At 58.6% G+C, this 25,942-nt stretch carries 28 protein-coding genes; 16 read left to right on the forward strand and 12 right to left on the reverse strand.

Annotation, left to right across the window (positions count from 1 at the left end; genetic code table 11):
- Positions 1-216 precede the first annotated feature (216 nt).
- On the reverse strand, positions 217-1,359 hold the full coding sequence (locus tag ACIOYV_RS04445) for a glycerate kinase (protein ID WP_401321186.1): 1,143 nt from the start codon (positions 1,357-1,359) through the stop codon (positions 217-219).
- A 223-nt stretch (positions 1,360-1,582) separates the two neighbouring features.
- Complete coding sequence (locus tag ACIOYV_RS04450; protein WP_163910268.1) at positions 1,583-2,695, reverse strand: sugar diacid recognition domain-containing protein; 1,113 nt, start codon at positions 2,693-2,695, stop codon at positions 1,583-1,585.
- Between the two features lie 170 nt (positions 2,696-2,865).
- Here ACIOYV_RS04450 and ACIOYV_RS04455 point away from each other — a divergent pair, with 170 nt between their 5' ends.
- From ACIOYV_RS04455 to rarD, 3 genes are all read left to right on the forward strand, one after another.
- Positions 2,866-4,176, forward strand: a complete 1,311-nt coding sequence (locus tag ACIOYV_RS04455; protein ID WP_401321188.1) for an MFS transporter — start codon at positions 2,866-2,868, stop codon at positions 4,174-4,176.
- Positions 4,177-4,372: 196 nt separating this feature from the next.
- Entirely contained in the window at positions 4,373-5,383 is a 1,011-nt protein-coding gene (locus ACIOYV_RS04460) for an aldo/keto reductase (RefSeq protein ID WP_401321191.1), read from the forward strand.
- 333 nt (positions 5,384-5,716) lie between these two features.
- Complete coding sequence (gene rarD / locus ACIOYV_RS04465) at positions 5,717-6,604, forward strand: EamA family transporter RarD (protein WP_054050589.1); 888 nt, start codon at positions 5,717-5,719, stop codon at positions 6,602-6,604.
- A 167-nt stretch (positions 6,605-6,771) separates the two neighbouring features.
- On the opposite strand, the gene hppD is transcribed toward rarD, so the two are convergent.
- Both hppD and ACIOYV_RS04475 read right to left on the reverse strand, forming a co-directional pair.
- Positions 6,772-7,848, reverse strand: coding sequence for a 4-hydroxyphenylpyruvate dioxygenase (gene hppD, locus ACIOYV_RS04470; RefSeq protein ID WP_401321194.1), 1,077 nt, complete (start codon positions 7,846-7,848; stop codon positions 6,772-6,774).
- Positions 7,849-8,101: 253 nt separating this feature from the next.
- The gene (locus ACIOYV_RS04475; RefSeq protein WP_401321197.1) at positions 8,102-9,046 is read right to left on the reverse strand and encodes a DMT family transporter; all 945 of its coding nucleotides are present in this window, start codon (positions 9,044-9,046) and stop codon (positions 8,102-8,104) included.
- Between the two features lie 70 nt (positions 9,047-9,116).
- On the opposite strand from ACIOYV_RS04475, the gene ACIOYV_RS04480 reads away from it, so the two are divergent.
- From ACIOYV_RS04480 to ACIOYV_RS04490, 3 genes are all read left to right on the forward strand, one after another.
- A complete protein-coding gene (locus ACIOYV_RS04480; protein WP_401321200.1) occupies positions 9,117-9,989 on the forward strand; it encodes a LysR family transcriptional regulator in 873 nt (290 codons plus the stop codon).
- A 61-nt stretch (positions 9,990-10,050) separates the two neighbouring features.
- Positions 10,051-11,586, forward strand: a complete 1,536-nt coding sequence (locus ACIOYV_RS04485; protein ID WP_401322607.1) for an EAL domain-containing protein — start codon at positions 10,051-10,053, stop codon at positions 11,584-11,586.
- Between the two features lie 224 nt (positions 11,587-11,810).
- Complete coding sequence (locus ACIOYV_RS04490) at positions 11,811-12,176, forward strand: histone-like nucleoid-structuring protein, MvaT/MvaU family (RefSeq protein ID WP_123408041.1); 366 nt, start codon at positions 11,811-11,813, stop codon at positions 12,174-12,176.
- A 214-nt stretch (positions 12,177-12,390) separates the two neighbouring features.
- Here ACIOYV_RS04490 and ACIOYV_RS04495 read toward each other — a convergent pair whose 3' ends face one another.
- On the reverse strand, positions 12,391-12,915 hold the full coding sequence (locus tag ACIOYV_RS04495; protein WP_163910274.1) for a DUF4946 domain-containing protein: 525 nt from the start codon (positions 12,913-12,915) through the stop codon (positions 12,391-12,393).
- A 145-nt stretch (positions 12,916-13,060) separates the two neighbouring features.
- Between ACIOYV_RS04495 and gloA the strand changes: the two genes are divergently transcribed.
- Complete coding sequence (gene gloA, locus ACIOYV_RS04500; RefSeq protein WP_054050577.1) at positions 13,061-13,582, forward strand: lactoylglutathione lyase; 522 nt, start codon at positions 13,061-13,063, stop codon at positions 13,580-13,582.
- 85 nt (positions 13,583-13,667) lie between these two features.
- Here the strand turns inward: gloA and ahpF are convergent, their stop codons facing one another.
- From ahpF to ACIOYV_RS04515, 3 genes are all read right to left on the reverse strand, one after another.
- Positions 13,668-15,233, reverse strand: coding sequence for an alkyl hydroperoxide reductase subunit F (ahpF, locus tag ACIOYV_RS04505; RefSeq protein ID WP_401321205.1), 1,566 nt, complete (start codon positions 15,231-15,233; stop codon positions 13,668-13,670).
- Between the two features lie 131 nt (positions 15,234-15,364).
- The gene (gene ahpC / locus ACIOYV_RS04510) at positions 15,365-15,928 is read right to left on the reverse strand and encodes an alkyl hydroperoxide reductase subunit C (protein ID WP_054050573.1); all 564 of its coding nucleotides are present in this window, start codon (positions 15,926-15,928) and stop codon (positions 15,365-15,367) included.
- Positions 15,929-16,073: 145 nt separating this feature from the next.
- Positions 16,074-17,018: a site-specific integrase gene (locus tag ACIOYV_RS04515; protein WP_401321208.1), complete on the reverse strand. Its 945-nt coding sequence runs from the start codon at positions 17,016-17,018 to the stop codon at positions 16,074-16,076.
- 178 nt (positions 17,019-17,196) lie between these two features.
- Between ACIOYV_RS04515 and ACIOYV_RS04520 the strand changes: the two genes are divergently transcribed.
- Positions 17,197-18,207 (forward strand): DNA-binding protein, encoded by a 1,011-nt coding sequence (locus tag ACIOYV_RS04520; RefSeq protein WP_401321210.1) that lies wholly within the window; start codon positions 17,197-17,199, stop codon positions 18,205-18,207.
- Here the strand turns inward: ACIOYV_RS04520 and gorA are convergent.
- The gene (gene gorA, locus ACIOYV_RS04525; RefSeq protein ID WP_163910278.1) at positions 18,204-19,562 is read right to left on the reverse strand and encodes a glutathione-disulfide reductase; all 1,359 of its coding nucleotides are present in this window, start codon (positions 19,560-19,562) and stop codon (positions 18,204-18,206) included. The genes ACIOYV_RS04520 and gorA overlap by 4 nt on opposite strands.
- Before the next feature lie 130 nt (positions 19,563-19,692).
- Complete coding sequence (gene galU / locus ACIOYV_RS04530) at positions 19,693-20,532, reverse strand: UTP--glucose-1-phosphate uridylyltransferase GalU (protein WP_054050566.1); 840 nt, start codon at positions 20,530-20,532, stop codon at positions 19,693-19,695.
- Positions 20,533-20,790: 258 nt separating this feature from the next.
- Here galU and ACIOYV_RS04535 point away from each other — a divergent pair, with 258 nt between their 5' ends.
- Together ACIOYV_RS04535 and ACIOYV_RS04540 are read left to right on the forward strand one after the other, a co-directional pair.
- Entirely contained in the window at positions 20,791-20,979 is a 189-nt protein-coding gene (locus tag ACIOYV_RS04535) for a hypothetical protein (protein ID WP_054050563.1), read from the forward strand.
- Positions 20,980-21,116: 137 nt separating this feature from the next.
- Positions 21,117-21,398: a hypothetical protein gene (locus ACIOYV_RS04540; protein ID WP_054050561.1), complete on the forward strand. Its 282-nt coding sequence runs from the start codon at positions 21,117-21,119 to the stop codon at positions 21,396-21,398.
- 11 nt (positions 21,399-21,409) lie between these two features.
- Here ACIOYV_RS04540 and ACIOYV_RS04545 read toward each other — a convergent pair whose 3' ends face one another.
- Positions 21,410-21,640 carry a hypothetical protein gene (locus ACIOYV_RS04545; RefSeq protein WP_054050560.1) on the reverse strand — a complete coding sequence of 77 codons (231 nt, stop codon included), beginning with the start codon at positions 21,638-21,640 and terminating at the stop codon, positions 21,410-21,412.
- Positions 21,641-21,710: 70 nt separating this feature from the next.
- On the reverse strand, positions 21,711-22,067 hold the full coding sequence (locus ACIOYV_RS04550) for a hypothetical protein (RefSeq protein WP_054614585.1): 357 nt from the start codon (positions 22,065-22,067) through the stop codon (positions 21,711-21,713).
- 211 nt (positions 22,068-22,278) lie between these two features.
- On the opposite strand from ACIOYV_RS04550, the gene ACIOYV_RS04555 reads away from it, so the two are divergent.
- The 6 genes from ACIOYV_RS04555 (at position 22,279) to ada (ending at position 25,930) form a co-directional block, all read left to right on the forward strand.
- The gene (locus ACIOYV_RS04555; protein ID WP_054050556.1) at positions 22,279-22,584 is read left to right on the forward strand and encodes a DUF1883 domain-containing protein; all 306 of its coding nucleotides are present in this window, start codon (positions 22,279-22,281) and stop codon (positions 22,582-22,584) included.
- 35 nt (positions 22,585-22,619) lie between these two features.
- Entirely contained in the window at positions 22,620-22,790 is a 171-nt protein-coding gene (locus ACIOYV_RS04560; RefSeq protein ID WP_204280823.1) for a hypothetical protein, read from the forward strand.
- Between the two features lie 129 nt (positions 22,791-22,919).
- Positions 22,920-23,420 carry a methylated-DNA--[protein]-cysteine S-methyltransferase gene (locus ACIOYV_RS04565; protein WP_401321216.1) on the forward strand — a complete coding sequence of 167 codons (501 nt, stop codon included), beginning with the start codon at positions 22,920-22,922 and terminating at the stop codon, positions 23,418-23,420.
- Positions 23,417-24,106: a 2OG-Fe(II) oxygenase gene (locus tag ACIOYV_RS04570; protein WP_401321218.1), complete on the forward strand. Its 690-nt coding sequence runs from the start codon at positions 23,417-23,419 to the stop codon at positions 24,104-24,106. Before ACIOYV_RS04565 ends, ACIOYV_RS04570 begins: the two co-directional genes overlap by 4 nt.
- Positions 24,107-24,118: 12 nt before the next feature.
- The gene (gene alkB, locus ACIOYV_RS04575; RefSeq protein ID WP_401321221.1) at positions 24,119-24,784 is read left to right on the forward strand and encodes a DNA oxidative demethylase AlkB; all 666 of its coding nucleotides are present in this window, start codon (positions 24,119-24,121) and stop codon (positions 24,782-24,784) included.
- A 78-nt stretch (positions 24,785-24,862) separates the two neighbouring features.
- On the forward strand, positions 24,863-25,930 hold the full coding sequence (gene ada, locus ACIOYV_RS04580) for a bifunctional DNA-binding transcriptional regulator/O6-methylguanine-DNA methyltransferase Ada (protein ID WP_401321223.1): 1,068 nt from the start codon (positions 24,863-24,865) through the stop codon (positions 25,928-25,930).
- Positions 25,931-25,942 lie beyond the last annotated feature (12 nt).

Here is a 25,942-nt window from a genome sequence, read left to right on the forward strand (position 1 = left end):
TGGAAATATATTTCAAGGGGTTACGGGTGTTTCAATGGTGAAACACCGTGCCGGAGAGGATTGCGCTTCTGTGGCGAGGGGGCTTGCCCCCGTTGGGTCGCGAAGCGGCCCCCGCATTTTGTCAGTAAAACCGTATCGGCAAGTTTTACGACTGCTTTGCAGCCGAACGGGGGCAAGCCCCCTCGCCACAAGGTCTACTCACCACAGGGAGTGAGTTCAGGCGTTGCGGGCGGCCATGCGCCACACTCTGGCAATATCACTCGCCCGTTCGCGCAACAACCGCGGTGCCTCGGCACACGCCTGCTCCAACGTCATCGGCCCGCTCGCCAAGGCAAACGCCGCGTCAATCCCGTGGCCATACAGTTCCTGATAACCCTCGCCCAGGGTTCCTGCGATGACAATCACCGGCACACCCTGCTGACGAGCGATCCGCGCTACGCCAAACGGCGTCTTGCCGCGCAAGGTCTGGGCGTCGAAGCGGCCTTCGCCGGTAATCACCAGATCCGCGCCTTTGACGGCTTCAGCCAGGCCGACCAGCTCCGCGACCACTTCCACTCCTGCCTGAAATTGCGCGCCGAGAAACGCCTTGGCCGCAAAGCCCAGACCGCCCGCCGCACCGCTGCCGGGTTCGTCACGCACATCTTTATCCAGCGCCTGCGCGCACAGGTCAGCAAAGTGCCCAAGGGCTTGATCCAGTTGCTGGACTTGCTGCGTCGATGCGCCTTTTTGCGGACCAAAAATCGCTGACGCGCCGTGCGGGCCGCAGAGTGGATTGTTGACGTCGGCGGCAATGTCGAAGCGCACTGCGTTCAGGCGTGGATCGATTTCGCTCAGGTCGATGTTCGCCAGTTGTGCCAGCGCCAGTCCGCCCGGCGCGAGAATTTGTCCCTGGGCGTCGAACAGTTTGACGCCCAAGGCTTGCATCGCCCCGGCGCCGCCGTCATTGGTGGCGCTGCCGCCAATCGCCAGGATCACCCGTTGCGCACCAGCATCGAGTGCGGCGCGGATCAGTTCGCCAGTGCCGAAGGTGCTGCTGATGCAGGCATCGCGTTGCCCTGGCGGAACCAGTTGCAAGCCACTGGCTTCAGCCATTTCGATGATTGCGGTGTGGTTGTGCGGCAACCAGCCCCACGCCGCTTCGACGCTGACGCCCAATGGACCGCGCACCGGCGTGCGGCGCAGTTCGCCTTCGCACGCCGCCAGAATCGACTCGACCGTCCCTTCCCCACCGTCGGCCATCGGGCATTTGACCAATTGCACGTGCGGCCAGACTTCGGCCAAACCCAGCGCGATGGCATCGGCTACGCCCTGGGCACTCAGGCTGTCCTTGAACGAATCGGGGGCGATGACGATTTTCATGTGAATTCTCCAGTTCAGTGCTTCCATGCTGCCAGTTGCCAGGAGCGCTGACGCCTGTCCGCTGCACAAGCGAGGGTGGCGTTTGTTGTTCATTTATACAAAGTCAGTGTGGGGGGTGTCTGGGATGGAGCCTTCGCGGGCAAGCCTCGCTCCTACACGGATTGCGCCGCTCTTGTAGGAGCGAGGCTTGCCCGCGAAGGCGTCCTTACAATCACCACACCTCTCACTCAGTTTGCGGAAGCAATTGCACACCCAGATAAAGCGCCAACATCCCATCCAGCCGCAACGGATCAACCCCGCTCAACTCAGCAATCCGCTCCATCCGATAACGCAGACTGTTGCGATGAATCCCCAGCGCATCGGCACAGGCCTGGCTCTGCCCATCGTGATCGCACCAGCTGCGCAGGGTCGCCAGCAGTTGGCCGTTGTTGTCCTTGGCGATGACTTTGCGCAACGGCTTGAGCAGTTCGTCCAGCGCATCGTCGTTGCGGTGCCGCCAAAGCATCACCGGCAGCCGATAACGGTTCAGCGTCAGCAACCGCGAACGCGGCAGCACATCGCGCCCATAGGCCAGCAAGTCGCCGACCCGGCGATAGCAGCGGCGCAAACCCGGCAGTCCATCGGCCTGCCCGCCGACGGCGATGCGCAGAATGTTCCAGCCCAGGCCATCGAGTTTTTCCAGCAGCCGCTCATGTTCGATCGCCTGGCTCGCCGGTCGGCACCACAGCAGCGACGACTTGGCCGAACTGACGCACCAACTGTCGGGGTAGCGACTGATCAGCCAGGCACTGAGGGCTTCGACGGTCTGGCCCGGCCCGTGCTCCAGGCCCAACTCGAACAGGTACGGGACCCGCGTCAATTGCGGCTTGAGCCCCAACTGTTGCGCCTCGTCGACCAAACGCGGCGAATCCCCGGCGTCGGTCAGCAGCAACGCGAGCAAATCATCACAACGCTGGCGCCGCCATTGCTGTTCGGCTTGCTGATTGCGCTGGCCGACCAGCATCTCGGCGGTCATGCGCACCAGTTCGGCGTAGGTGCGCAGTTGCTCCGGTTCGCCGGTGATACCGAGCACGCCGATCAGCCGCTGATCGAGCAGCAACGGCAGGTTGATCCCCGGTTGCACGCCTTTGAGGTGAATCGCCGTTTGCGCATCGATTTCCACCACCCGGCCGTTGGCCAGCACCAGTTGCGCGCCTTCGTGGCGGGTGTTGATCCGCTCGGGTTCGCCGCTGCCGAGGATCAAGCCCTGGCTGTCCATGACGTTGACGTTGTACGGCAGGATGGCCATGGCCCGGTCGACGATGTCCTGGGCCAGGTCGTGATCGAGTTCAAACATGGGTCAAGTCCTTGAAAACGGGGTGGGACGGGTTGTTCACCCGCACAGGCCTTGGTGGCAAACCCTGTGCTCAGGCACAAAGACAATTACCCAAGGGGTGGCCGAGACTCACAGGGCGATCAACGTTACCCTTTGCATCGCAAAAAATCATAATAAAGAGAGAGCCCGCCATGTCACAGAGCGCAGCCGCTACCCAGACCATCGTTGACGAAAAAAACGCCGTTTACAAACGCATTACCCTGCGTTTGATCCCCTTCATTTTCATCTGCTACCTGTTCAACTACCTCGACCGGGTGAACGTTGGATTCGCCAAGTTGCAGATGCTCGACGCGCTGAAATTCAGCGAAACCGTGTACGGCCTCGGGGCCGGGATCTTCTTTATCGGTTACGTGCTGTGCGGCGTACCGAGCAACCTGGCGCTGACCAAATTCGGCCCACGGCGCTGGATCGCGCTGATGATGATCGTCTGGGGCACGCTCTCGACCTGCCTGCTGTTCGTCACCACACCGACCGAGTTCTACACCTTGCGCCTGTTCACCGGTGCGGCTGAAGCCGGGTTCTTCCCGGGCGTGGTGCTCTATCTTTCGCAGTGGTTCCCGACGTTCCGCCGTGGCCGCATCATGGCGCTGTTCATGTCGGCGATCCCGGTGTCCGGCCTGCTCGGCAGTCCGTTTTCCGGCTGGATTCTCAACCACTTCGGCGCAGGCCAGGCGGGTTTGGCCGGCTGGCAGTGGATGTTTTTGCTGCAAGGGATTCCGACGGTCATCCTCGGTGCCCTCGCCTACTTCCTGCTCAGTGACAGTTATGCGAATGCCAAGTGGCTGACGCCGTTTGAGCGTTCGGTACTCGAAGCGGACCACGCGGAAGACCTGGCGAACAAACCGAAAACCACCACCGATTCGCTGTCGGCGGTGTTCAAGAATCCGGCGATCTGGGCGTTCGGCCTGATCTATTTCTGCATCCAGAGCGGCGTTTACGCGATCAACTTCTGGTTGCCGTCGATCATCAAGAACCTCGGCTTCAGCGATAACCTGGTGATCGGCTGGTTGAGTGCGATTCCGTACCTGCTGGCGGCGGTGTTCATGTTGTTGGTCGGCCGTTCGGCGGACCTGCGCAAAGAGCGCCGCTGGCATTTGGTGGTGCCGATGCTGATGGGCGCGGTGGGTCTGTTGATCGCGGTGAACTTCGCGACGACACCGGCGATTGCGATTCTCGGCCTGACCATCGCCACCATGGGCGCCCTCACCGGCCTGCCGATGTTCTGGCCGGTGCCGACCGCCCTGCTGAGCGCGGGTGCGGCGGCAGGTGGTCTGGCGTTGATCAACTCCATGGGGCAAATGGCTGGTTTCCTGAGCCCGTATCTGGTGGGTTGGGTCAAGGACAGCACCGGTTCGACGGATGCGGCGTTGTATCTGTTGGCGGGTGTGATTGTGTGCGGGAGCGTGCTGGCGTTGCGCATGACGCGTACCCTACGCGTCTGAGTTCACTGCTGATCCCTACTGTGGGAGCGAGCCTGCTCGCGAAGGCGATGTGCCAGTCAACATCAATGTTGAATGTGCCGACGCCTTCGCGAGCAGGCTCGCTCCCACAAGGGGATTTGAGTGGATTTTCCGGTTGCTCCCGGCAACCGTTCTGGTATTTGATTGACGCCTTTCCCATCGGCAAAAGGATTTCGTCATGAGCTACCGCACATTGGGTCATTCGGGTCTGCAGGTGTCCACCTTGACCCTGGGCACCATGATGTTCGGCGAACAGACCAGCACCGAAGATTCCCTGCGGATCATCGACAAGGCCTGGGACCAGGGCATCAATTTCATCGACACCGCTGACGTCTACACCGGCGGACGTTCCGAAGAAATCGTCGGTGAAGCCGTCGCCGGCAACCGCCACGAATGGGTGCTCGCCACCAAAGTCGGCTTCGGCCCGGTGGACGGCGTACCAAACCGCAGCGGCCTGAGCCGCAAGCACCTCTTCAACGGCATCGACGCCAGCCTGACGCGCCTGGGCACCGATTACGTCGACATCTATTACCTGCACCGCGAAGACCACAATACGCCGCTGGAAGTGACCATTTCTGCGATTGGGGATCTGATCCGCCAAGGCAAGATCCGTTACTGGGGTTTGTCCAACTACCGTGGCTGGCGCATCGCCGAAGTGATTCGCGTGGCCGACAAGCTCGGGGTCGACCGGCCGGTGATCAGCCAGCCGCTGTACAACATCGTCAATCGCCAGGCCGAAACCGAGCAGATTACGGCGGCCCATGCCTATGGCCTGGGTGTCGTCCCGTATAGCCCGTTGGCGCGCGGCGTGCTCAGCGGCAAATACGCACCAGACGTGAAGCCGGACGCCAACAGCCGTGCCGGGCGCCAGGACAAACGCATCCTCGAAACCGAATGGCGCATCGAGTCGCTGCGCATTGCCCAGCAGATCCAGGAATACACCCAGGGTCGCGGCGTCGGCATCGTAGAATTCGCGATTGCCTGGGTGATCAACAACAGCGCCGTCACCTCCGCCATCGTCGGCCCGCGTACCGAAGAGCAGTGGGATGCGTACACCAAGGCTCAAACAGTGAAAATCACGGCGGAAGATGAAGCGTTCATTGATTCGCTGGTGAAGCCAGGGCATTCGTCGACACCGGGATTCAATGACGTGAGTCACTTCGTTTCGGGCCGTAAACCCCGCTCCTGAGCACAGACCTTGTAGGAGCGATGCTTGCTCGCGAAGGCGGTTTTGCATTCAACATCCATGTTGGCTGACAGACCGCTTTCGCGAGCAAGCATCGCTCCTACAGGGGATTTGTATCGTACATCTGGTCTGTGTTTGTCCCGGATCAAAAGTGGGAGCGAGCCTGCTCGCGAAGGCGGCTTTGCCTTCAACATCCATGCTGCCTGGCAGTCCGCCTTCGCGAGCAAGCTTTGCTCCTACAGGTTTTGCGTTGTTCTTGATCAATCGGACAATGTTCTAAGCTAAAACCACGTATCCTCTGCGCCCCCGTTTCACGTTCAACCTCGCGAGGACAGTTTGTCTAAAGGTATCGCTTTATCGGTCACAGCCTCGGTGCTGTTTGCCGTCATGTATTACTACACTTCGTTGCTCACTCCCCTGAGCGGCGTAGAGATCTTCGGCTGGCGGATGCTGCTGACCGTGCCCTGCATGACGGTGTTCATGGCGGTGTCCGGCGAATGGCGGCGCGCGGTCGAGATCCTCAAGCGCCTGGGCGGCAAGCCGAAGTTATTGGCGGCCCTGATCGTGTCGGCGACGTTGCTGGGCCTGCAACTCTGGCTGTTCATGTGGGCGCCGCTCAACGGCTACAGCCTCGACGTGTCGCTGGGTTATTTCCTGTTGCCGCTGTCGATGGTGCTGACCGGCCGTATCGCTTATGGCGAGCGCTTGTCCTACCTGCAAAAAGTCGCGGTGTTTTTCGCCACCCTCGGCGTGCTCAACGAGTTGTATCAGGTTGGCGGTTTTTCCTGGGCGACCTTGCTGGTCGTCGTCGGCTATCCCCTGTACTTCGTGCTGCGCAAATGGCTGAAGACCGACAACCTCGGCGGCCTGTGGCTGGACATGATCCTGATGCTGCCGGTGGCGTTCTGGTTCGTCTGGGGCGGCGCCCAAGGCTTCGGCGTGTTCGACCAATACCCGTGGCTGTCGCTGCTGATCCCGGTGCTCGGGTTGATCAGTGCTTCGGCATTGGTGGTCTACATCATCGCCAGCCGCTTGTTGCCGTTCAGCCTGTTCGGGCTGTTGAGTTATGTCGAACCGGTGCTGTTGCTGGGCGTGGCGTTGCTGCTGGGTGAAAGCATCAAGGCTGGGGAATGGCTGACGTATATACCGATCTGGCTGGCGGTGGTGGTGCTGGTGTTTGAAGGGTTCAAGCACCTCGTCCGCCAACGTCGCCGCCCTATGTAAATGTAGGAGCGAGGCTTGCCCACGAAGGCGTACTTGAAGGCGCCAAAAGCTTCGCGGGCAAGCCTCGCTCCTACAGAAGAATGAGTCAGCCAAAAGAAGAATGTGTCAGTCAAAGAAAAGCCCGGCCAGCATTGCTGCTGACCGGGCTTTTTTACAGCTGAAACGGCTTACTCAGTTGCGAGCACACCGCGACGCACCTGGTCCCGCTCGATCGATTCGAACAACGCCTTGAAGTTGCCTTCACCGAAACCATCATCGCCTTTGCGCTGGATGAACTCGAAGAACACCGGCCCCATCAGGGTTTCCGAGAAGATCTGCAGCAGCAGACGCTTGTCGCCCGACTCGGACGAACCGTCCAGCAGAATCCCGCGCATTTGCAGTTGATCCACCGGCTCGCCGTGGTTCGGCAAACGGCCTTCGAGCATTTCGTAATAGGTTTCCGGTGGCGCGGTCATGAAGCGCATGCCGGTTTTCTTCAGGCGATCCCAGGTGTCGATCAGGTTGTCGCTGAGGAACGCAACGTGCTGGATGCCTTCGCCGTTGAACTGCATCAGGAACTCTTCGATCTGCCCGGCGCCCTTGGACGATTCTTCGTTCAACGGGATGCGGATCATGCCATCCGGCGCGGTCATGGCCTTGGAGGTCAGGCCGGTGTATTCGCCCTTGATGTCGAAGTAACGGATTTCGCGGAAGTTGAACAGCTTCTCGTAGAAGTTGGCCCAGTAGGCCATGCGCCCGCGATACACGTTGTGGGTCAGGTGATCGATGATCTTCAGGCCCGCCCCTTCCGGATTGCGGTCAACGCCTTCGATGAACACGAAGTCGATGTCGTAGATCGAACTGCCTTCACCGAAACGGTCGATCAGGTACAGCGGCGCGCCGCCGATGCCTTTGATCGCCGGGAGGTGAAGCTCCATCGGACCGGTTTCGATATGGATCGGCTGGGCGCCGAGTTCGAGGGCACGCTTGTAGGCCTTTTGCGAATCCTTGACCCGGAATGCCATGCCGCACACCGACGGGCCGTGTTCGGCCGCGAAGTACGAAGCGACGCTGTTGGGTTCGTTGTTGAGGATCAGGTTGATCTGACCCTGGCGATACAGGTGCACGTCTTTGGAGCGGTGGGTCGCGACCTTGGTGAAGCCCATGATCTCGAAGATCGGCTCCAGGGTGTTCGGGGTCGGCGATGCGAACTCAATGAATTCAAAGCCCATCAGGCCCATTGGGTTTTCGTATAAATCTGCCATGGTTGGCGCCTCATCATCTGCATTTGAAATTAACGGATCGTTAGTTGCTAGCAATGCTGAGACTGGCGGGTGGCGCACAGGAGATGCCCCGAACGCTGCGGGCGAGGAAGTCACCGTAGATCAATTGAAACCCAAAACTCTTCATTGTCGACCCAAGGCTCTTGCGGGCGAGGCTTCTGGTGTCAGAAGTCGTTTATTATTGTATGCGTAAACCGATTCTACACAGCGTAAAACGGTTTGTCCGCCTTCTGTATCAAATCCCCTTTTTCGTGGCCGGCGCAAGGGGTTTGTTGCACAGGTAAATCCCCGCCAGAATCAACCCGCCACCCAGGCACATGGCCAGCGTCAGCTGCTCGCCCAACAGCAACGCGCCGAGGATCACGGCGGTCAGCGGATTCAGGGCAATGAACACGCCGGAACGGGTCGCGCCGATTTTGCGGATGCCGTCGTAATAACCGATGTAGGCCAGCGCCGAGCCGAGCACGCCGAGGTACATCAGGCTCAGCCATTGTTGCGGGCCTAGGCTGATCAGCACATCGACACTCAACTCGCCGCGCAATGCGCTGGTTATCCAGAGCATCGCGGTGCCCAACAGAATCGAGTACGTCACCGTTTGCACCGGCCCAAGTGTCTGATTCAGTTCTTTGGAAAACAGCGAGTAAACACCCCAGCTCAGCACACAGCCGAAAATCAACAGATCACCGATCCACGCATCGGCGTTGGCCGCCAGCAATTGCGGGTTGCGGCTGACGATCACCATCCCTGCCCCGGCGATGCAAATCGCGATCCCCGCCACTTTCGCCCGGCTCAAGCGTTCCTTGAACAGCAACCACGACGCCAGCCCGATCACTGCCGGGTTCAACGCCACAATCAACGACGCCCGGGACGCATTGATGTAATGCAGCCCATAAAAGAAGCACAGGTTGTAGAAGAAAATTCCGAAGAACCCCAGCAGCGCCAATTGCGCCCATTGCCGCAAGCTTGGGTGCACCAGCGGCACGCGGGCCAGCAACAAAAACAGCAGTAGTGCCACGCTGGCGAACAGAAACCGCAGGCTCGCGGCAAACAACGGGCTCAGGCTGTCAGCCAGGAATCGCCCAGCCACGAACGTCCCGCCCCAGATCATCGTCACCGCTGCCAGTTTCAAGTAAACCGGTAGGTCCGACGGTTTTGTCAGGCTTTGTTCATAGCTATTCATATGTCACCAGTAGAAACGGATGACGTATCATCGGGCTAATGTCTGATCATCGTAAAATGAGTAAACACTCATGACCCTGACCCAACTGGAGATTTTCTCCCTGGTCGCCGAACTGCGCGGCTTCACGGCTGCGGCCAATCGCCTGGGCATTTCGCAGTCGGCGGTTTCCCATGCGCTGAAGGCGCTGGAACAGGAGCTCGGCGTCGAGCTGCTGCGCCGTCATCAGTCGCAGGTCGAACTCAGCGATATCGGACAGCAGTTACTATTGCGCGCCCGGGCGATGCTCGGGCTGGCCAATACCTTGCGCCAGGAAGCCGCCGATGCCCGTGGAATGAAACGCGGCACGCTGCGCATCGGTTCTTTCGGCCCGACCTCATCGATCAAGTTGCTGCCGATGATCCTGGAGCCATTTCGCGCGGCCCATCCTGGCATCGAAGTGCATATCGACGAGGGCCCGGATCGCCAGGTGATTCAATGGCTGGAAGAGCGACGCATCGATGTCGGTTTCGTCGTGTTGCCCGAGGAGCGCTTCGACACGTTTGCGCTGGTCGAGGATCAGATGGTTGCGTTATTGCCCGCCGATCATCCGCTGAGCGCGCATGAAAGCTTGAGTCTGCAGGACTTGTGTCATGACCCGTTCGTGCTGACCGAGGCCGGCTCTTCGGAGTTGGTTTCCCGGCTGTTCAACGCCGCCAGGCTGACGCCGAACATTCGCTATCGCTGCTCGCAACTGCTCAGCACTCTCGACACCGTGGGACGTGGCGCAGCCCTGACCGTCGTCGCCGAAAGCTCACTGCCGCACGACAATGACCGTCGTTATGTGAAAAGACCTCTGTCGCCGCCGGTCAAACGTCAGGTCGGGCTAGCCGTGCTGGATCAGCGTCAGTCATCCCCAGCGACGCTGGCCTTTATCGAACTGGCCTCAAACCTCACCTACCGCTGAGCAGCACAAGCATAAACGGCCATCTATCATGGCCATAACTGAATTCTTCCTGGTTTCGCAAATGCCTCTGACCGTCAAATCCCGCCGTAAGCGCAGCACCCGAATTGCTGTGACTGTATTAAGCGGGGTGCTCCCGGTTCTGTTGGGCGTCGCCATCCTTTATATGCAAGCCGGGCGCGTACTGAAACAAAGCACCGAACAAACCGCCGAGGAAGCCTTGCGTCAATTCAACCTGATGCTCGACAACACTGCCGAAGCGGCGCGAGTGTTGCTCCCCCTGGCCGGCGACCGTTGCGAAGACGCGAAACTGGCGCTGCGCGAACAGGTGACCCGCCGCCCCTTTGTGCGCTCGACCAATCTGGTGTGGAACGACAACCTCTATTGCAGCTCGTTGTTTGGCGACTATCAGGAGAAGGTGAACCCCGGTGACTACACGCAAGGCCAGTTGTGGTTGATGAATGGCAACCCGGTGACGCCCAATACCGCGTTGCTGGTGTATCGCCTCAGCGATGGCCAAAATGGCGCGCTGACCACCCTCGACGGTTATCACTTGAGCAACGTATTGCGACTGATCGGCCGCCAGACTTCGTTGTTACTGCAGGTGGGTAACAACTGGTTATCCGCCGACGGCAAGGTGCATGACAGCGCCCTGCCTGTCTTGCCGGTGGCGCAAAGCACACGGGTTTCCGAGCAGTACGCGTTTACCGTGGCCGCTGGTTTTCCCGAGGGCGAAACCTGGCGCTACATGAGCCGCGAATATCCGCCGCTGTTCAGCCTGCTGATCTTTTTTGGCGTGGTGTCGGGTTTAATTGGCCACATTCTGCAAAAACGCGCCTCATCGCCCAGTGTTGAGCTTCAACGGGCGCTGGAGGCTGGCGAGTTCATTCCGTATTTCCAGCCCGTGGTGCATGGCGACACTAAAAAGTGGAGCGGCGCCGAGGTGTTGATGCGCTGGAATCATCCCAAGGAAGGCCTGGTGCGCCCGGACTTGTTTATCCCGTTTGCCGAACACTCGGGGCTGATCGTGCCGATGACCCGCTCATTGATGCAGCAGACTGCCGCGTTGCTGGCGCCGGTATCGGCCTCGTTTGACGGACCGTTTCATATTGGTATCAACATCACCGCCAGCCACTGCCAGGACCTGGAACTGGTGGAGGATTGCCGCGAGTTTCTCAGCGCCTTCGCGCCCGGCAGCATAAGCCTGGTGCTGGAGCTGACCGAACGCGAACTGATCGAGCCCACAGCCATCACTCTCCAATTGTTCGAGCAACTTCACGAGTTGGGCGTGATGATCGCCATCGATGACTTCGGCACCGGCCATTCAAGCCTGGGTTACTTGCGCCAATTCAACGTGGACTTCCTGAAAATCGATCAGAGTTTTGTCGCCATGATCGGTGCCGACGCCCTGTCCCGGCACATTCTGGACAGCATCATCGAACTCTCGGCCAAGCTGGACTTGGGAATTGTTGCTGAAGGTGTAGAAACCGAGGCACAAAGCGATTACCTGACTGCCCATCACGTGAACTTCCTGCAAGGCTACCTGTTCGGCAGGCCGATGCCCGGCGCGGACTTCATTAATGCATTAAGTCTTCATTAACCGACGCTGCAGATAACGAAACCCGCACCAAATTGAATCAAAAGACTGCTGTTGTTACATGAAGAAAAAGACATGATTTACTCTTGAGCAATTAACTACTACAATTTTTCTTACCCTGTGCAAGATTGGCAGGTGAGCCATTATCACCGAGTCGCTTCAAGGCTCTTGGCTTATAGCTTTGTTTGCGGTTGGTATCAGCCAAACACACTATTGGAGTAAAGATATTGTCCAGACTCGCTGAATTTCGTGCAGCTGAAAAGGCCCTTCAAGAACAGCTCAAGCAGCTGGAATCCTTGAAGAACGATGCCGGGCTCAAGAAAGAAATCGAATTCGAAGAAAAGCTCCAGGGGCTGATGAAAACCTACGGCAAAAGCCTGCGCGACATCATCGCCATTCTCGATCCGAACCCGGCTAAATCGGGCCTGCAACAGGCCGCCGCGCCTAAAACCCGTCGCGCCCGCGTGGTCAAGGTCTATCACAACCCGCACACCGGTGAACTGATTGAAACCAAGGGTGGCAATCACCGTGGCCTGAAAGCCTGGAAGGAACAGTACGGTGCAGCCACCGTCGATTCCTGGTTGCGCGGTTAACCCTTCGCGGCAACAAAAAAAGCCCTGCTAATGCAGGGCTTTTTCATGCCGGTTATCTAACAAATGCAACGATAGTCGTCGATCAAGTTGGAAATACCTTGTACGGAGGTGCCAGACCCCAGGCGCATTCAATACTTGCCGTGTACTTTGTGCTTAATCCCTTTGGGCATCTAAAGACCCGGGCCTTGAAAAATCACCGCCTTAAATTCTTCATCTAAAGTTTCAAGCTGTTACGGGCCGCCGCTATTTCATCCTGACTTGCCTTATAAACCTCAGCCTGCCCGGCGTAGGAAAGAACATAGGCCGTGTCTGCCTGTACGGCAGCGACCAATGTTTGAGAAAGCACGTGCCGGCCGTTCTGGGTGATTGTGCACGTGGTTTCAAGCGCTGACAGTTGACTCAATGTGGCCGGGTGAATCTTGTTGCAGACACTCTGATAGCCACCCTGGAAAAAGTCTTTCTGCACCGACTTGCGCATCTCCAGCAACACGCCCTGCAAGTTCACCTGGTGACCGCTTTCCACCGGGGTCATGGTCAGCTCCATTACCAGCACCTGATTGCCATCGGCGTCGTTTTTCACCGCGCGCTGCCTGGACACTTGTGGCGCGGCTTGATTTGGCGCGACGACTTCCACTTCCCAGCCACTTGGCCAGGTGATGCTTGGGGTGTCTGCCTGCACCGTCGAGGCCAGCGCAAACAAACCCATGAAAACGAATAGCGATGCAAACGGTCGGATCATTACGAGAGGCACTCACAGATTGAACCACAAAGTCTGAGCCTCACCCGGCCGTCAGGCAATAGCCGGGCGTTTTGGTTTGGCGATGTCGGGACGCTTGCGTATCATTGCGACCATTCGCCAGCCCCACTTATTTTCCGGAGGGCCCATGAGCCTGCACGAATTGAACACCTTCCCCGGCGTCACTGCCGCACCGGACACCGCGACCCAGAAGTTCGTCTTCAACCACACCATGCTGCGGGTCAAGGACATTACCAAGTCCCTGGATTTCTACACGCGCATCCTCGGTTTCTCGCTGGTTGAAAAGCGCGACTTTCCGGAAGCCGAGTTCAGCCTGTACTTCCTGGCGCTGGTCGATAAAAACCAGATCCCGGCCGATGCAGCAGCACGTACCGAGTGGATGAAGTCGATCCCCGGCATTCTGGAACTGACCCACAACCACGGCACCGAAAACGATCCGGAGTTCGCCTACCACAACGGCAACACCGACCCGCGTGGCTTCGGTCATATTTGCATTTCGGTGCCGGACATCCGCGCAGCGTGCGAGCGTTTCGAAGCCTTGGGCTGCGATTTCCAGAAGCGCCTGAACGATGGCCGCATGAAGAGCCTGGCGTTTATCAAAGACCCGGATGCTTACTGGGTCGAAATCATCCAGCCAGCACCGATGTAAACTCAGCACAATCCCCTGTGGGAGTCTGCAGGCACAAAAAAACCCCATGATCACTCATGGGGTTTTGTGTTTTCAGCGCTGGCGTTTACGCCGGAGCCGAGGTGCGGATCAAGTGGTCGAATGCGCTCAGGGAAGCCTTGGCACCCTCGCCCACTGCAATCACAATCTGCTTGTACGGCACGGTAGTCACGTCACCGGCAGCGAACACACCCGGCAGCGAAGTCTCGCCACGCGCATCGACGATGATCTCGCCACGCGGCGACAACTCGACGGTGCCTTTGAGCCAGTCGGTGTTCGGCAACAAGCCAATCTGCACGAAGATCCCTTCCAGCTCGACCGTGGTGAACTCACCCGAATCGCGATCCTTGTAGACCAGACCGGTTACTTTCTGCCCGTCACCCTTCACTTCGCTGGTCAGCGCGCTGGTGATGACGTTGACGTTCGGCAGGCTGTACAACTTGCGTTGCAGGACCGCATCGGCGCGCAGCTTGCTGTCGAATTCCAGCAGCGTGACGTGGCTGACGATACCGGCCAGGTCGATGGCTGCTTCGACGCCGGAGTTACCGCCACCGATTACCGCTACGCGCTTACCCTTGAACAACGGACCATCGCAGTGCGGGCAGAAGCACACACCCTTGGCTTTATATTGCTGCTCGCCCGGCACACCCATTTCGCGCCAACGGGCGCCGGTGGCAAGGATCAGTGCCTTGGTTTTCAGGCTGGCACCGCTTTCGAAGCGCACTTCGTGCAACTCGCCGGCATTTTTTGCCGGGATCAGCGCGGTGGCCCGTTGCAGGTTCATGATGTCGACGTCGTACTGCTTGACGTGCTCTTCAAGGGCGCTGGCCAGCTTCGGCCCTTCGGTTTCCTGTACCGAGATGAAGTTTTCGATGGCCATGGTGTCGAGCACCTGCCCACCGAAACGCTCAGCGGCCACACCGGTACGAATGCCTTTACGGGCAGCGTAGATGGCGGCCGAAGCACCGGCCGGGCCACCGCCGACGATCAATACATCAAACGCTTCTTTGGCGCTGATCTTCTCGGCTTGGCGCTCGGCACCGCTGGTGTCGATCTTGGCGAGGATTTCCTCCACGCCCATGCGGCCCTGGCCGAAGATTTCACCGTTCAGGTAAACGCTTGGCACCGCCATGATCTGGCGCTTGTCGACTTCGGCCTGGAACAGCGCGCCGTCGATGGCGACGTGGCGGATGTTCGGGTTAAGCACGGCCATCAGGTTCAGCGCCTGGACCACGTCCGGGCAGTTCTGGCAGGACAGCGAGAAGTAAGTCTCGAAGCTGAACTCGCCTTTGAGCGAGCGGATCTGTTCAATCACTTCGACACTGGCTTTCGAAGGGTGACCGCCAACTTGCAGCAAGGCCAGCACCAACGAAGTGAATTCGTGGCCCATGGGGATGCCGGCGAAACGCAGGCTGATGTCGGCACCCGGGCGATTGATCGAGAACGATGGCTTGCGAGCGTCATCACCGTTGTCGAGCAACGTAATTTGCGTGGAAAGACTGGCAACGTCTTTCAACAGTTCGAGCATTTCCTGGGATTTCGCACCGTCGTCGAGGGAGGCAACGATCTCGATCGGTTGGGTGACCCGTTCCAGGTACGATTTCAACTGGGCTTTAAGATTGGCGTCCAACATACGGGCGATTTCCTTTACTTTATTTGAGGCGAAAAAAAACGCCCGAGCGAATCTCGCCCGGGCGTTTTTATTGGGCGGTTGCAGCTTACTTAGGTGCGGAAACCCGCCCTGGTGATGCTTGCGTCACAGACTTAGATCTTGCCGACCAGGTCCAGGGACGGAGCCAGAGTGGCCTCGCCTTCTTTCCACTTGGCTGGGCAAACTTCGCCCGGGTGAGCAGCAACGTACTGGGCAGCCTTGATTTTGCGCAGCAGTTCGGAAGCGTCACGACCAACACCGCCGTCATTCAGCTCAACGATTTTGATCTGGCCTTCCGGGTTGATCACGAAGGTGCCACGGTCAGCCAGGCCAACTTCTTCGATCAGTACGTCGAAGTTGCGGGAGATGGCGTGGGTTGGGTCGCCGATCATGGTGTATTCGATTTTGCCGATGGCTGGCGAAGTGTTGTGCCAGGCAGCGTGAGCAAAGTGAGTGTCAGTGGAAACGCTGTAGATTTCGACGCCCAGTTTCTGGAACGCGGCGTAGTTGTCAGCCAGGTCTTCCAGTTCGGTTGGGCAAACGAAAGTGAAGTCAGCTGGGTAGAAGAACACGACAGACCATTTGCCTTTCAGGTCTGCGTCCGACACTTGTACGAAGTCGCCATTTTTGTAAGCGGTAGCTTTGAACGGTTTTACTTGGCTGTTGATGATAGGCATCGGTGACTCTCCGTCAGGGTTGAAAAGTTGGGTTGAGAAGTTGATGGAGTGAATCCTACCCACTCGATGGCCGGATGGCTCATTGGCAAAGCTCATGCTGCTCATTGGTTTTCGCTATTAGCGGAACGTATTAATAGAAGAAAACTTACTTAGCAGCGCCAATCGCCTTTTCCGCGAGGGGCGTCATCCCGAGAAACGGGCTGGCTTCAACGTAGCGCATGGCGGATTTCATATCCTTCCAGCCCACGTAACTCATCAACGACTTCAAATCCCAACCACTCTGATGGGCCCATGTTGCAAAACCGCGACGCAAGGAGTGACTGGTGTAGTGCTCGGCCGAAATGCCGGCGCGCTCCAGTGCCTGGCGCAACAGTGGAATCACGCTGTTGGCGTGCAAGCCCTCCTCGCTCAGGTGGCCCCAACGGTCGATGCCACGAAACACCAGACCGCGAACCAATGCAGCTTCGGTGATCCAGGCGATGTAGGCCTGCACCGGACACAACCGCTGCAACGCTGGCGTCTGATAGGTCTTGCCGAGGTTTTCACGATCGCTCTTGCTGCGCGGCAGATAGAGCGTGATGCCCGACTGGGCGACGGCTTTCACATGTTCGATCTGTAATCGGCACAGCTCATCGCTGCGAAAGCCGCGCCAGAAGCCCAGCAGGATCAGCGCCATGTCGCGCCTCGCCCGCAACAATCCTGGCTGATCACCTTCGTTTCGGGCGGTTTGCGCTTCCTGCTCCAGCCACGCCACCACTTGCTCAAGATGTTGAAGCTGCAACGGCTCGGCTTGCTTCTCCTGCGCCGGGTGCAGCGCGCGAATCCCTTTGAACACCTGACGCACCACTGGCGCCTTGGTCGGATCGGCAAAGCCCTGGCTGTTGTGCCATTGCGCCAATGCCGACAGGCGCAGCTTCAGCGTATTCACCGATAGCACGCCTGCATGCGCGACCAGATAACGCGCGACGCTATCGCTGGTCGCCGGCAGGAACCCGCCCCAACTGACTTCGAAGTGCTCTATAGCCGCCCGGTAGCTGCGACGGGTGTTGTCGCGGGTGGCGGCTTGAAGGTAGCGATCCAGATCGGTCATGGGCTCAACTCTCGAAAACGTACCGCTGTGGCGGGTTAAAACCGCGTCTACAGCTCATCACACGGGGTAATACCAGTATATCCCGCACCAGTATTCTAGAGTATTTAACTTTTTCTGTTCGATGGTACAATGTGTACAACAGTGGTACGTACCACATTACGAAATCGTAGGAAGACTCATGGCTCGTGGCGGTGTAAATAAAGCAGTGGTTCAAGCAGCACGATTGGCGATCCTCGCCCGCGGCGAAAACCCCAGCATTGATGCGGTACGAATCGAGATGGGCAATACCGGCTCGAAAACCACGATTCATCGCTATTTGAAGGAATTGGATGGCGGCCCGGAGCGTACTGAAGCGACTTCCGAACCCATCGATGATGAGCTGGCCGGACTGGTATCGCGCCTGGCGCAACGCTTGAAGGAACAGGCGCAAGAACCGATCGATCAGGCCCGTGAGCAGTTCGATCGTCAGCGCAAGGAGCTGGAGACGCAGCTGGATGAAGCCCGCGAGGCCAACAGCGAACTGCATCAGCAATATGAAATTCAAAGCCTGGCCCTGACCCAGGAATCCGACGCGCTGCTGGAAACCCGCTCGATGCTGCAGACCGAGCAAACCCGCAACGCCGGGCTGAACCAGGCGCTGGCAGATTTTGAATTGCGCTTGAAAGACAAGGACGAGCAGATCCGCTCCCTCGAAGAGAAACACCTGCATGCCCGAGATGCGCTCGAACACTATCGCAATGCCGTCAAGGAGCAGCGCGAACAGGATCAGCGCCGCCACGAAGGCCAGGTGCAACAGATTCAGATGGAATTGCGCCAGGCCCAGCAAAGCGCCCTCGTCCGCCGGGATGAGATCACCCAATTGCATCGCGACAACGAGCGCTTGCTGACCGAGAACCGTGGAACCCTGCGGGAGTTGAGCCTGCTACAAGAGCAACTCAAACAAGCCAATACTCGGCAGGATCAACTGCTGGAACAAGCCAACCGCGTCGACAGCGAACGCACCCTCCTCCAGGAACGCTTGCGCATCGCCCTGCTGGAAAGTCAGGCGCTCAAACAGAACGTCGACGAGCAGTCGCAGATCAATCAGTCATTGGAAATCGAATTGGCGAAGACCCAGGCCAGCCTGGACGAAAGCGTGCGCCTGGCGGCAGTCGTTGCGACCGCGCCAGACACAGCTAAAGACGATTAACCCGCGACCGGTGTGCGCATGGTGACGAACTCTTCGGCGGCCGTCGGGTGCACGCCGATGGTTTCGTCGAAGTCGCGCTTGGTGGCGCCGGCCTTCAGGGCAATCGCCAAGCCTTGGACGATTTCCCCAGCATCGGGACCGACCATGTGGCAGCCCAACACCTTGTCGGTCTTGGCGTCCACCACCAGTTTCATCAGCGTGCGCTCCTGACACTCGGTCAGGGTCAGCTTCATTGGCCGGAAACGGCTTTCGTAGATCACCACGTCGTGCCCGGCTTCCCGGGCTTCTTCTTCGGTCAGGCCGACGGTGCCGATGTTCGGCAAGCTGAACACCGCCGTCGGGATCATCTTGTAGTCCACCGGACGATACTGCTCAGGCTTGAACAAGCGTCGCGCAACCGCCATGCCTTCTGCCAGGGCAACCGGGGTCAGTTGCACACGACCAATCACATCGCCCAGCGCCAGGATCGACGGCTCGGCGGTTTGATATTGCTCATCGACTTCGACGAAACCTTTCTTGTCGAGTTTGACGCCCGTGTTTTCCAGCCCAAGGTTGTCCAGCATCGGACGTCGCCCCGTGGCATAGAACACGCAGTCGGCTTCCAGCTCGCGGCCATCCTTGAGGGTCGCTTTCAGGCTGCCGTCGGCCAGCTTCTCGATACGCTCGATGTCCGCATTGAACTGCAGGTCCATACCGCGCTTGGTCAGCTCTTCCTGCAGGTGTTTGCGCACCGCGCCGTCAAAGCCGCGCAGGAACAGGTCGCCGCGATACAGCAGCGTGGTTTGTGCACCCAGACCGTGGAAGATCCCTGCGAATTCCACCGCGATGTAACCACCGCCGACCACCAGAACGCGCTTCGGCAATTCTTTGAGGAAGAACGCCTGGTTGGAGCTGATCGCGTGTTCGTGCCCCGGAATCTCCGGGATCTGCGGCCAGCCGCCTGTAGCAATCAGAATATTCTTGGCGCTGTAGCGCTCGCCATTGATCTCGACCGTATTCGGGTCGACGATCTTGGCGTGGCCTTCGTGCAAGGTCACGCCGCTGTTGACCAGCAAGTTGCGATAAATGCCATTGAGGCGATTGATCTCGCGGTCCTTGTTGGCGATCAGCGTCGCCCAATCGAACTTCGCCTCGCCCAGGCTCCAGCCGAAACCGGAAGACTGTTCGAAGTCTTCAGCGAAGTGCGCACCGTAGACCAGCAGTTTTTTCGGCACGCAGCCGACGTTCACGCAAGTACCGCCCAGGTAGCGGCTTTCGGCCACCGCCACTTTCGCGCCGAAACCGGCCGCGAATCGCGCAGCCCGCACACCGCCGGAACCGGCGCCAATCACATAAAGGTCAAAATCGTAGGCCATTTCTATCTCCTCGGCAGGCCATCAGCATACCCGCAGACGTCTATTGGGCAAGCGCTGCGAACAATATGGGGCCGGAAAACGAAAAAACCACCCGAAGGTGGTTTTCTCAATACAAGTGGCTCAAGCGCTATCAGTAAGCCTTGCCGGTCTTGTAGAAGTTCTCGAAGCAGAAGTTGGTCGCTTCGATGTAGCCTTCAGCGCCACCGCAGTCAAAGCGCTTGCCTTTGAACTTGTAGGCAATCACGCAGCCGTTTTGCGCCTGCTTCATCAAGGCGTCGGTGATCTGGATTTCGCCGCCCTTGCCTGGCTCGGTTTGCTTGATCAGGTCGAAGATGTCCGGGGTCAGGATGTAACGACCGATGATCGCCAGGTTCGACGGTGCATCTTCCGGAGCCGGTTTCTCAACCATGTTGCGCACGCGGTACAGGTCGTCACCGATCAAGTCACCGGCGATCACGCCGTACTTGTTGGTTTCCAGCGGATCGACTTCCTGAATCGCGATGATCGAGCAGCGGTACTGTTTGTACAGCTTGACCATCTGGGTCAGGACGCCGTCACCGTCGAGGTTGACGCACAAGTCGTCCGCCAGTACCACGGCGAAAGGTTCGTCGCCGATCAGTGGACGGCCGGTCAGGATCGCGTGGCCCAGGCCTTTCATTTCGGTCTGGCGAGTGTAGGAGAACGAGCACTCGTCGAGCAGTTTACGGATGCCGACCAGGTATTTTTCCTTGTCGGTGCCCTTGATCTGGTTTTCCAGCTCGTAGCTGATGTCGAAGTGGTCTTCCAGGGCGCGTTTGCCGCGACCGGTCACGATGGAGATTTCAGTCAACCCAGCGTCCAGTGCTTCTTCGACGCCGTACTGGATCAGTGGCTTGTTTACCACCGGCAGCATTTCTTTGGGCATGGCTTTAGTCGCTGGCAGGAAGCGAGTACCGTAACCGGCTGCTGGGAACAAGCATTTCTTGATCATATAAGTCCTTGAAAGGGCTGTGTGTACGAGTTTCGGCGCAGTCTAATCAGGCGGCGTGCACCTTACAATGCCCCGCGCTGGCTAACCGATGCCATCATAGAGAAATATTCTGGCGGATAGTTCCCGTAAGCTTTTATAGATAGCACAGACCATCGGCTTTGCACTGACCGACAATCACATCACCATACGCCCATCAGCCCACGTTGAGGGCATTTGGCGTTATCATGGCGCGATTGAACCAGCCAACGAGGCAGATAGATGTCGGTAGCAAAAAGCGTCAACGGGTACCTGATCAACCAGGCGAAGGACGGCCAATGGTGGGTAGACAGCGTTGCTGGCGAAAATATCGCCGGACCTTTCCCGACCGAAGCGTTGGCGATCGAGGTGGCATCGGTGTTGCAAGATCAACCCGCAGGCCCCAAGCGGCGCGGCAAGGACAAGTCCTGAAACGCACCTGATTCGAGCAGCCCTGCCCCTGTGCAGGGCTTTTTTACGCTTGTTCGCAACAAAGTGGCCAATCGCTATAACCTTTTGACACCGCTGCTGTCACAGGCTTAGCCCCATCATCTGACGACGACAACGACATGAACAAACTTCTAGCACTGATTGCAGTACTGGCGCTCACTGGCTGCGCCACATCCGAAAAGACCTATCTGAACAATGGCGAGCAAGGCCTGACCATCGACTGCTCCGGGGAAGCCAATTCCTGGGCCACCTGCTATGAAAAAGCCGATGACTCGTGTGCCGGCACCGGCTACCGGATCGTAGGAACAGACGGAACCCCTTCGACCAAGGAGAGCGACAAAACCCTGGGTGTCGATGTGGGCAACTTCAAGAACCGCAGCGTAGTGGTGGTCTGCAAGTAGGGCGCCCTGCCCTACATGTGGATTTCGGCAAACTTGATCCCGAGGCCGCGCACGGTCTCGATCAGATCGTCCAGGCGACTGAAGGATTCGACTTCGTCGTTATCATCCACCAGGAAATAACTGCGCCCGGCACTCTTCTTGAAAAACACGATCCATTCCCCCGAATTTGCCGGGTTCTGAATCACGTGGGTGGCAGAGATATGGCCCTCTGCATGGCGTTCCCGTACTTGCTCTCGCTTCATGCGCGGCTCCAGAAATGACAATGCCGCCAATAGTGTTGCTTTGGCGGCATCAGGCGGGCTGTCGATTCTATCAGCCGGAAATGCACGCGGTGGCGGCACGCTGAATATCTTTGGGACGTACCGGCACGTTCGACATGCGCTCATGCAATTTGATACCGCTGCCGCCGGAGCGGTCTTCGATATCGAATACGGCGGCCGGCCCCGAGGAAAACTTGCCCGGAACGATCACACGCATGCCGTCCTTGTGCGGCTCAAGTTGCAAGGCGCCACGGCTGGGAGCCAGTTTCTCGACCAGGCACTGTGCATATTCCTGGGGTTTTTTACCTGAGATCACGATCATGGTCGGCAGTGTTTCGTTGATTTCTGCGACGTTTGCACAACCACTCACCGCCAAAGCCAGTGGCAAGACCAGGACACCCCATTTCATACAAAACCTCCGATAAAGACCCTCCGACAGCGTAATGACTGTTTTTCTCCGAGGCTCGTTGCATTTATCGCTCATAGAATTCCGAATAACTGTTTTTAATTGTCAAACACGACGCTGACAGCCGGATAATAACCCGTTCGGGCTGATAAACTGTGCCAATTGCCCTGCTATCGTTTTGATTTTGTAGAAAAAGCCCTTCTGGAGGCGCCTCATGAAATTTATCCACCAGCGCGAGCACCTCAATGAAGACGACATCGTCGTCATCCAGTGCTCCCAAATGTGCAACATCCGCTTGATGAACGACGCCAACTTCCGCAGCTTCAAAAATGGCGGCCGTCACACTTACCACGGCGGCGCATTCGACACTTTCCCTGCGCGCATCACCGCGCCAAGCACCGGTTTCTGGAACATCACCATTGACATGGTCAATAGCCGCAAAGCCATCAGCGTGACGCGCAAGCCGACCTTGACCCACTCGATCAAGATCGTTCGCCGTTCCAGCACAAAACTGAGCTGATCAACGTCCACACACGCAAAAAGGCAGACATCACCGTGGCCCAAACGACCAAGTACGTCATCAAATACAAACTCAACGGCGAGCGCCGCTTCGAATTTGCCCAGCTTGTAAACGGCTCTGAAGAAGAAGCCAAAGCTGCGCTTGACGCCATTCATGGCCAGGGCGAAGACGTGATCAGCGAGATCAGCGTCAGCAAAGCGCTGTAACACGATCGGGAGCGATAACACGGACGTCGGCTCCCCGCCCCGCTCGAATTCGACCGCAAGCGCCGGAGTGTTCGCTCGATCGGCGCTCCCTAGACTGGCCACCTCAACCTTTGGTTAAGGAGTCAGAACATGTCTACTTCCTCGATTCGCTACATCAGCGGCACTTGCTCGCTGGGCGTATTGTTGCTGGCCTTCAGTGACAAAGGGCTTTGTGCGTTGCTGCTCGGCGATGATCTGGCCACTCTTGAGCGCGATCTGGCGCGACGCTTTAGCGGCGTTCTCCAACGCGATGAAGGCTTGATGCCTCAGTTGCAGCAGACCGTGCGCCACCTCGACGATCCACACCAGGCATTCGATGTGCCGCTGGATCTGGCGGGCAGCGACTTTCAGCGGCAAGTCTGGAACGCCCTGCAACAAATTCCTGTCGGTCAGACCGCCAGCTATCGCGACATTGCGCAACGTCTTGACCAGCCCAAGGCTTTTCGTGCAGTGGCCAATGCCTGCGGCGCCAACCCGATTGCCGTGATCGTGCCGTGTCATCGGGTGCTGCGCCAGGACGGCAGCCTCGGCGGTTATCGTTGGGGCCTGGAGCGCAAACGGCAGTTGCTGGATCGTGAGACGCAACAATGAGCAAGCTGGATTGGGCGTTGCTGGAACAACAACTCGATCAGGACGGTTGCGCCATTATCCGTTCGTTGGTGAGCCACGAAACCTGTGACCAGGTCAGCGCGTTGTACCCCCGGCCCGAGCCCTTCCGCTCACAAGTGATGATGGCCCGCCACGGCTTCGGGCGCGGGGAGTACAAGTATTTCAAGTACCCGTTGCCGGACACGGTGGCCCGGTTGCGCGGCGCGCTCTACCCGCGACTGGTGCCCATTGCCAATCGCTGGTACGAGCAAATGGACCTGCCGACCCGATTCCCCGACAACCACGCAGCGTTTCTCGAGCGCTGCCATGCCGCTGGTCAGGAGCGCCCGACACCGTTGTTGCTGCAATATGGTCCTCAGGACTACAACTGCCTGCATCAGGATTTGTACGGCGAACACGTTTTCCCACTGCAAGTGGCGATTCTGCTGTCAGAACCGGACGAAGACTTCACTGGCGGCGAATTTGTGCTGACCGAGCAGCGCCCAAGGATGCAGTCGCGGCCCCAGGTGATCGGTCTGAAGAAAGGCGACGGCCTGATCTTTGCCGTCAACCAGCGACCGGTCAAAGGCGTTCGCGGCTATTACCGAGTCACGATGCGCCACGGCGTCAGTCGCCTGCACAGTGGCAAACGGCATACCCTTGGAATCATCTTTCACTATGCGCTATGAACCCATGAACCCATGAACCCGATCACCCTCGATTTGTTCGCAGACAGCGAGCCCGAACAGCCGCCCCGCCGCGAACAGATCGGCGAACAGTCCTACGTGCTCCGGGGCTTTGCCCTGCCCCTGATCGACCGATTGTTACCGGCGCTGGAAGCCGTTCTACTGGCCGCGCCGTTTCGGCAAATGGTCACGCCCGGCGGTTTTACCATGTCGGTGGCCCTGAGCAGTTGCGGCACACTGGGCTGGACCACGGACCGCAGCGGCTATCGTTACACCCGCAACGATCCGCAAACCGGGCAACCCTGGCCGACGATGCCCGAGGTGTTTTTCGAGCTGGCACAAGCGGCGGCACGGGACGCAGGATTTGACGACTTCGTGCCGGATTCCTGCCTGATCAACCGCTATATCCCTGGGGCCAAGATGTCTTTGCATCAGGATAAAGACGAAGGTTCCTACGCAGCGCCCATCGTTTCGGTATCCCTCGGCTTACCGGCGATGTTTTTGTTTGGCGGCTTCGAACGCAGCGACAAGAGTCAGCGTGTGCCGCTGTTTCATGGGGACATCGTGGTCTGGGGCGGTGTTGATCGCTTGCGTTATCACGGCGTCTTGCCAATCAAGGACGGCCAGCACTCGCGACTCGGCGAACAGCGGATCAATTTCACGTTTCGTAGCGCGGGTTGAATTTGACCGCAAGACCCGGAGTGTTGCGTTCCCGCCGACTGCTTAATCTGTATGAAACCCGTCAACGGACCTGAAGCCATGACCACCCCTTCTACCCACATTGCGACCGAGAACGACCCACGCTGGGCGGCTGTAGTTGCCCGCGACTCCAAGGCTGACGGGCAGTTTGTCTACGCGGTGAAAACCACCGGCATCTATTGCCGTCCCAGCAGCCTGGCGCGCTTGCCGAAACCGCAGAACGTCGAATTCTTCGATACCGCCGAGCAGGCCCAGGCAGCGGGTTATCGCCCGAGCAAACGGGCGGCGAAGGATCAAAGCGCTGTGGCCGCCCAGCATGCTGCGACGGTGGCGGCGGCGTGTCGCCAGATCGAATCCGCCGAAACCTTGCCGGCGTTGAGTGAACTGGCGGTCGCGGCGGGCCTCAGCAGCTTCCACTTCCATCGCGTGTTTAAAGCCGTCACTGGCCTGACGCCCAAGGGCTACGCCAGCGCACACCGCTCACGCAAGGTTCGCGAGCGCTTGAGTGTCGGCGGTTCGGTGACTGACGCGCTGTATGACGCAGGTTTCAATTCGAACAGCCGATTCTACGAGGCGGCCGATCAGTTATTGGGCATGAAACCCGGAGATTATCGCGCCGAAGGCCAGAACAACGACATCCGCTTTGCGGTCGGTCAATGTTCCCTTGGGGCGATCCTGGTGGCGCAAAGTGAACGGGGAATCTGCGCGATTCTGTTGGGGGACGATCCACACCAACTGGTGTGCGATCTGCAGGACAAGTTTCGCCGTGCCAACCTGATCGGAGCCGATCACGGATTCGAGCAATTGATCGCCCAAGTCGTCGGCTTCATCGAGGCGCCCGCCATCGGCCTGGACTTGCCCCTGGATGTGCGCGGCACAGCTTTTCAGGAACGAGTCTGGCAAGCCCTGCGGGAAATCCCTGCCGGCGCCACTGCCAGTTACGCCGACATCGCCCAGCGCATCGGTTCGCCGAAAGCGGTGCGCGCCGTGGCCCAGGCCTGTGGCGCGAACAACCTGGCCGTGGCGATCCCCTGTCACCGAGTGGTGCGCAGCGACGGTAACCTGTCGGGTTATCGCTGGGGTGTGGAGCGCAAGCGGCAACTGCTGGAGCGGGAAAACCAGCCTTAGCAAGTGCCGTTG

It is taken from the genome of Pseudomonas sp. NPDC087342, assembly GCF_044744265.1.
GTDB classification, from domain to species: domain Bacteria; phylum Pseudomonadota; class Gammaproteobacteria; order Pseudomonadales; family Pseudomonadaceae; genus Aquipseudomonas; species Aquipseudomonas nunensis.

Bases quoted from the DNA above. Each gene is read 5' to 3' on its own strand.
- ACIOYV_RS04445 (WP_401321186.1), bottom strand. From the start codon at position 1,359: ATGAAAATCGTCATCGCCCCCGATTCGTTCAAGGACAGCCTGAGTGCC.
- ACIOYV_RS04450 (WP_163910268.1), bottom strand. From the start codon at position 2,695: ATGTTTGAACTCGATCACGACCTGGCCCAGGACATCGTCGACCGGGCC.
- ACIOYV_RS04455 (WP_401321188.1), top strand. From the start codon at position 2,866: ATGTCACAGAGCGCAGCCGCTACCCAGACCATCGTTGACGAAAAAAAC.
- ACIOYV_RS04460 (WP_401321191.1), top strand. From the start codon at position 4,373: ATGAGCTACCGCACATTGGGTCATTCGGGTCTGCAGGTGTCCACCTTG.
- hppD (WP_401321194.1), bottom strand. From the start codon at position 7,848: ATGGCAGATTTATACGAAAACCCAATGGGCCTGATGGGCTTTGAATTC.
- ACIOYV_RS04475 (WP_401321197.1), bottom strand. From the start codon at position 9,046: ATGAATAGCTATGAACAAAGCCTGACAAAACCGTCGGACCTACCGGTT.
- ACIOYV_RS04480 (WP_401321200.1), top strand. From the start codon at position 9,117: ATGACCCTGACCCAACTGGAGATTTTCTCCCTGGTCGCCGAACTGCGC.
- ACIOYV_RS04485 (WP_401322607.1), top strand. From the start codon at position 10,051: ATGCCTCTGACCGTCAAATCCCGCCGTAAGCGCAGCACCCGAATTGCT.
- ACIOYV_RS04495 (WP_163910274.1), bottom strand. From the start codon at position 12,915: ATGATCCGACCGTTTGCATCGCTATTCGTTTTCATGGGTTTGTTTGCG.
- gloA (WP_054050577.1), top strand. From the start codon at position 13,061: ATGAGCCTGCACGAATTGAACACCTTCCCCGGCGTCACTGCCGCACCG.
- ahpF (WP_401321205.1), bottom strand. From the start codon at position 15,233: ATGTTGGACGCCAATCTTAAAGCCCAGTTGAAATCGTACCTGGAACGG.
- ahpC (WP_054050573.1), bottom strand. From the start codon at position 15,928: ATGCCTATCATCAACAGCCAAGTAAAACCGTTCAAAGCTACCGCTTAC.
- ACIOYV_RS04515 (WP_401321208.1), bottom strand. From the start codon at position 17,018: ATGACCGATCTGGATCGCTACCTTCAAGCCGCCACCCGCGACAACACC.
- ACIOYV_RS04520 (WP_401321210.1), top strand. From the start codon at position 17,197: ATGGCTCGTGGCGGTGTAAATAAAGCAGTGGTTCAAGCAGCACGATTG.
- gorA (WP_163910278.1), bottom strand. From the start codon at position 19,562: ATGGCCTACGATTTTGACCTTTATGTGATTGGCGCCGGTTCCGGCGGT.
- galU (WP_054050566.1), bottom strand. From the start codon at position 20,532: ATGATCAAGAAATGCTTGTTCCCAGCAGCCGGTTACGGTACTCGCTTC.
- ACIOYV_RS04535 (WP_054050563.1), top strand. From the start codon at position 20,791: ATGTCGGTAGCAAAAAGCGTCAACGGGTACCTGATCAACCAGGCGAAG.
- ACIOYV_RS04540 (WP_054050561.1), top strand. From the start codon at position 21,117: ATGAACAAACTTCTAGCACTGATTGCAGTACTGGCGCTCACTGGCTGC.
- ACIOYV_RS04545 (WP_054050560.1), bottom strand. From the start codon at position 21,640: ATGAAGCGAGAGCAAGTACGGGAACGCCATGCAGAGGGCCATATCTCT.
- ACIOYV_RS04550 (WP_054614585.1), bottom strand. From the start codon at position 22,067: ATGAAATGGGGTGTCCTGGTCTTGCCACTGGCTTTGGCGGTGAGTGGT.
- ACIOYV_RS04555 (WP_054050556.1), top strand. From the start codon at position 22,279: ATGAAATTTATCCACCAGCGCGAGCACCTCAATGAAGACGACATCGTC.
- ACIOYV_RS04565 (WP_401321216.1), top strand. From the start codon at position 22,920: ATGTCTACTTCCTCGATTCGCTACATCAGCGGCACTTGCTCGCTGGGC.
- ACIOYV_RS04570 (WP_401321218.1), top strand. From the start codon at position 23,417: ATGAGCAAGCTGGATTGGGCGTTGCTGGAACAACAACTCGATCAGGAC.
- alkB (WP_401321221.1), top strand. From the start codon at position 24,119: ATGAACCCGATCACCCTCGATTTGTTCGCAGACAGCGAGCCCGAACAG.
- ada (WP_401321223.1), top strand. From the start codon at position 24,863: ATGACCACCCCTTCTACCCACATTGCGACCGAGAACGACCCACGCTGG.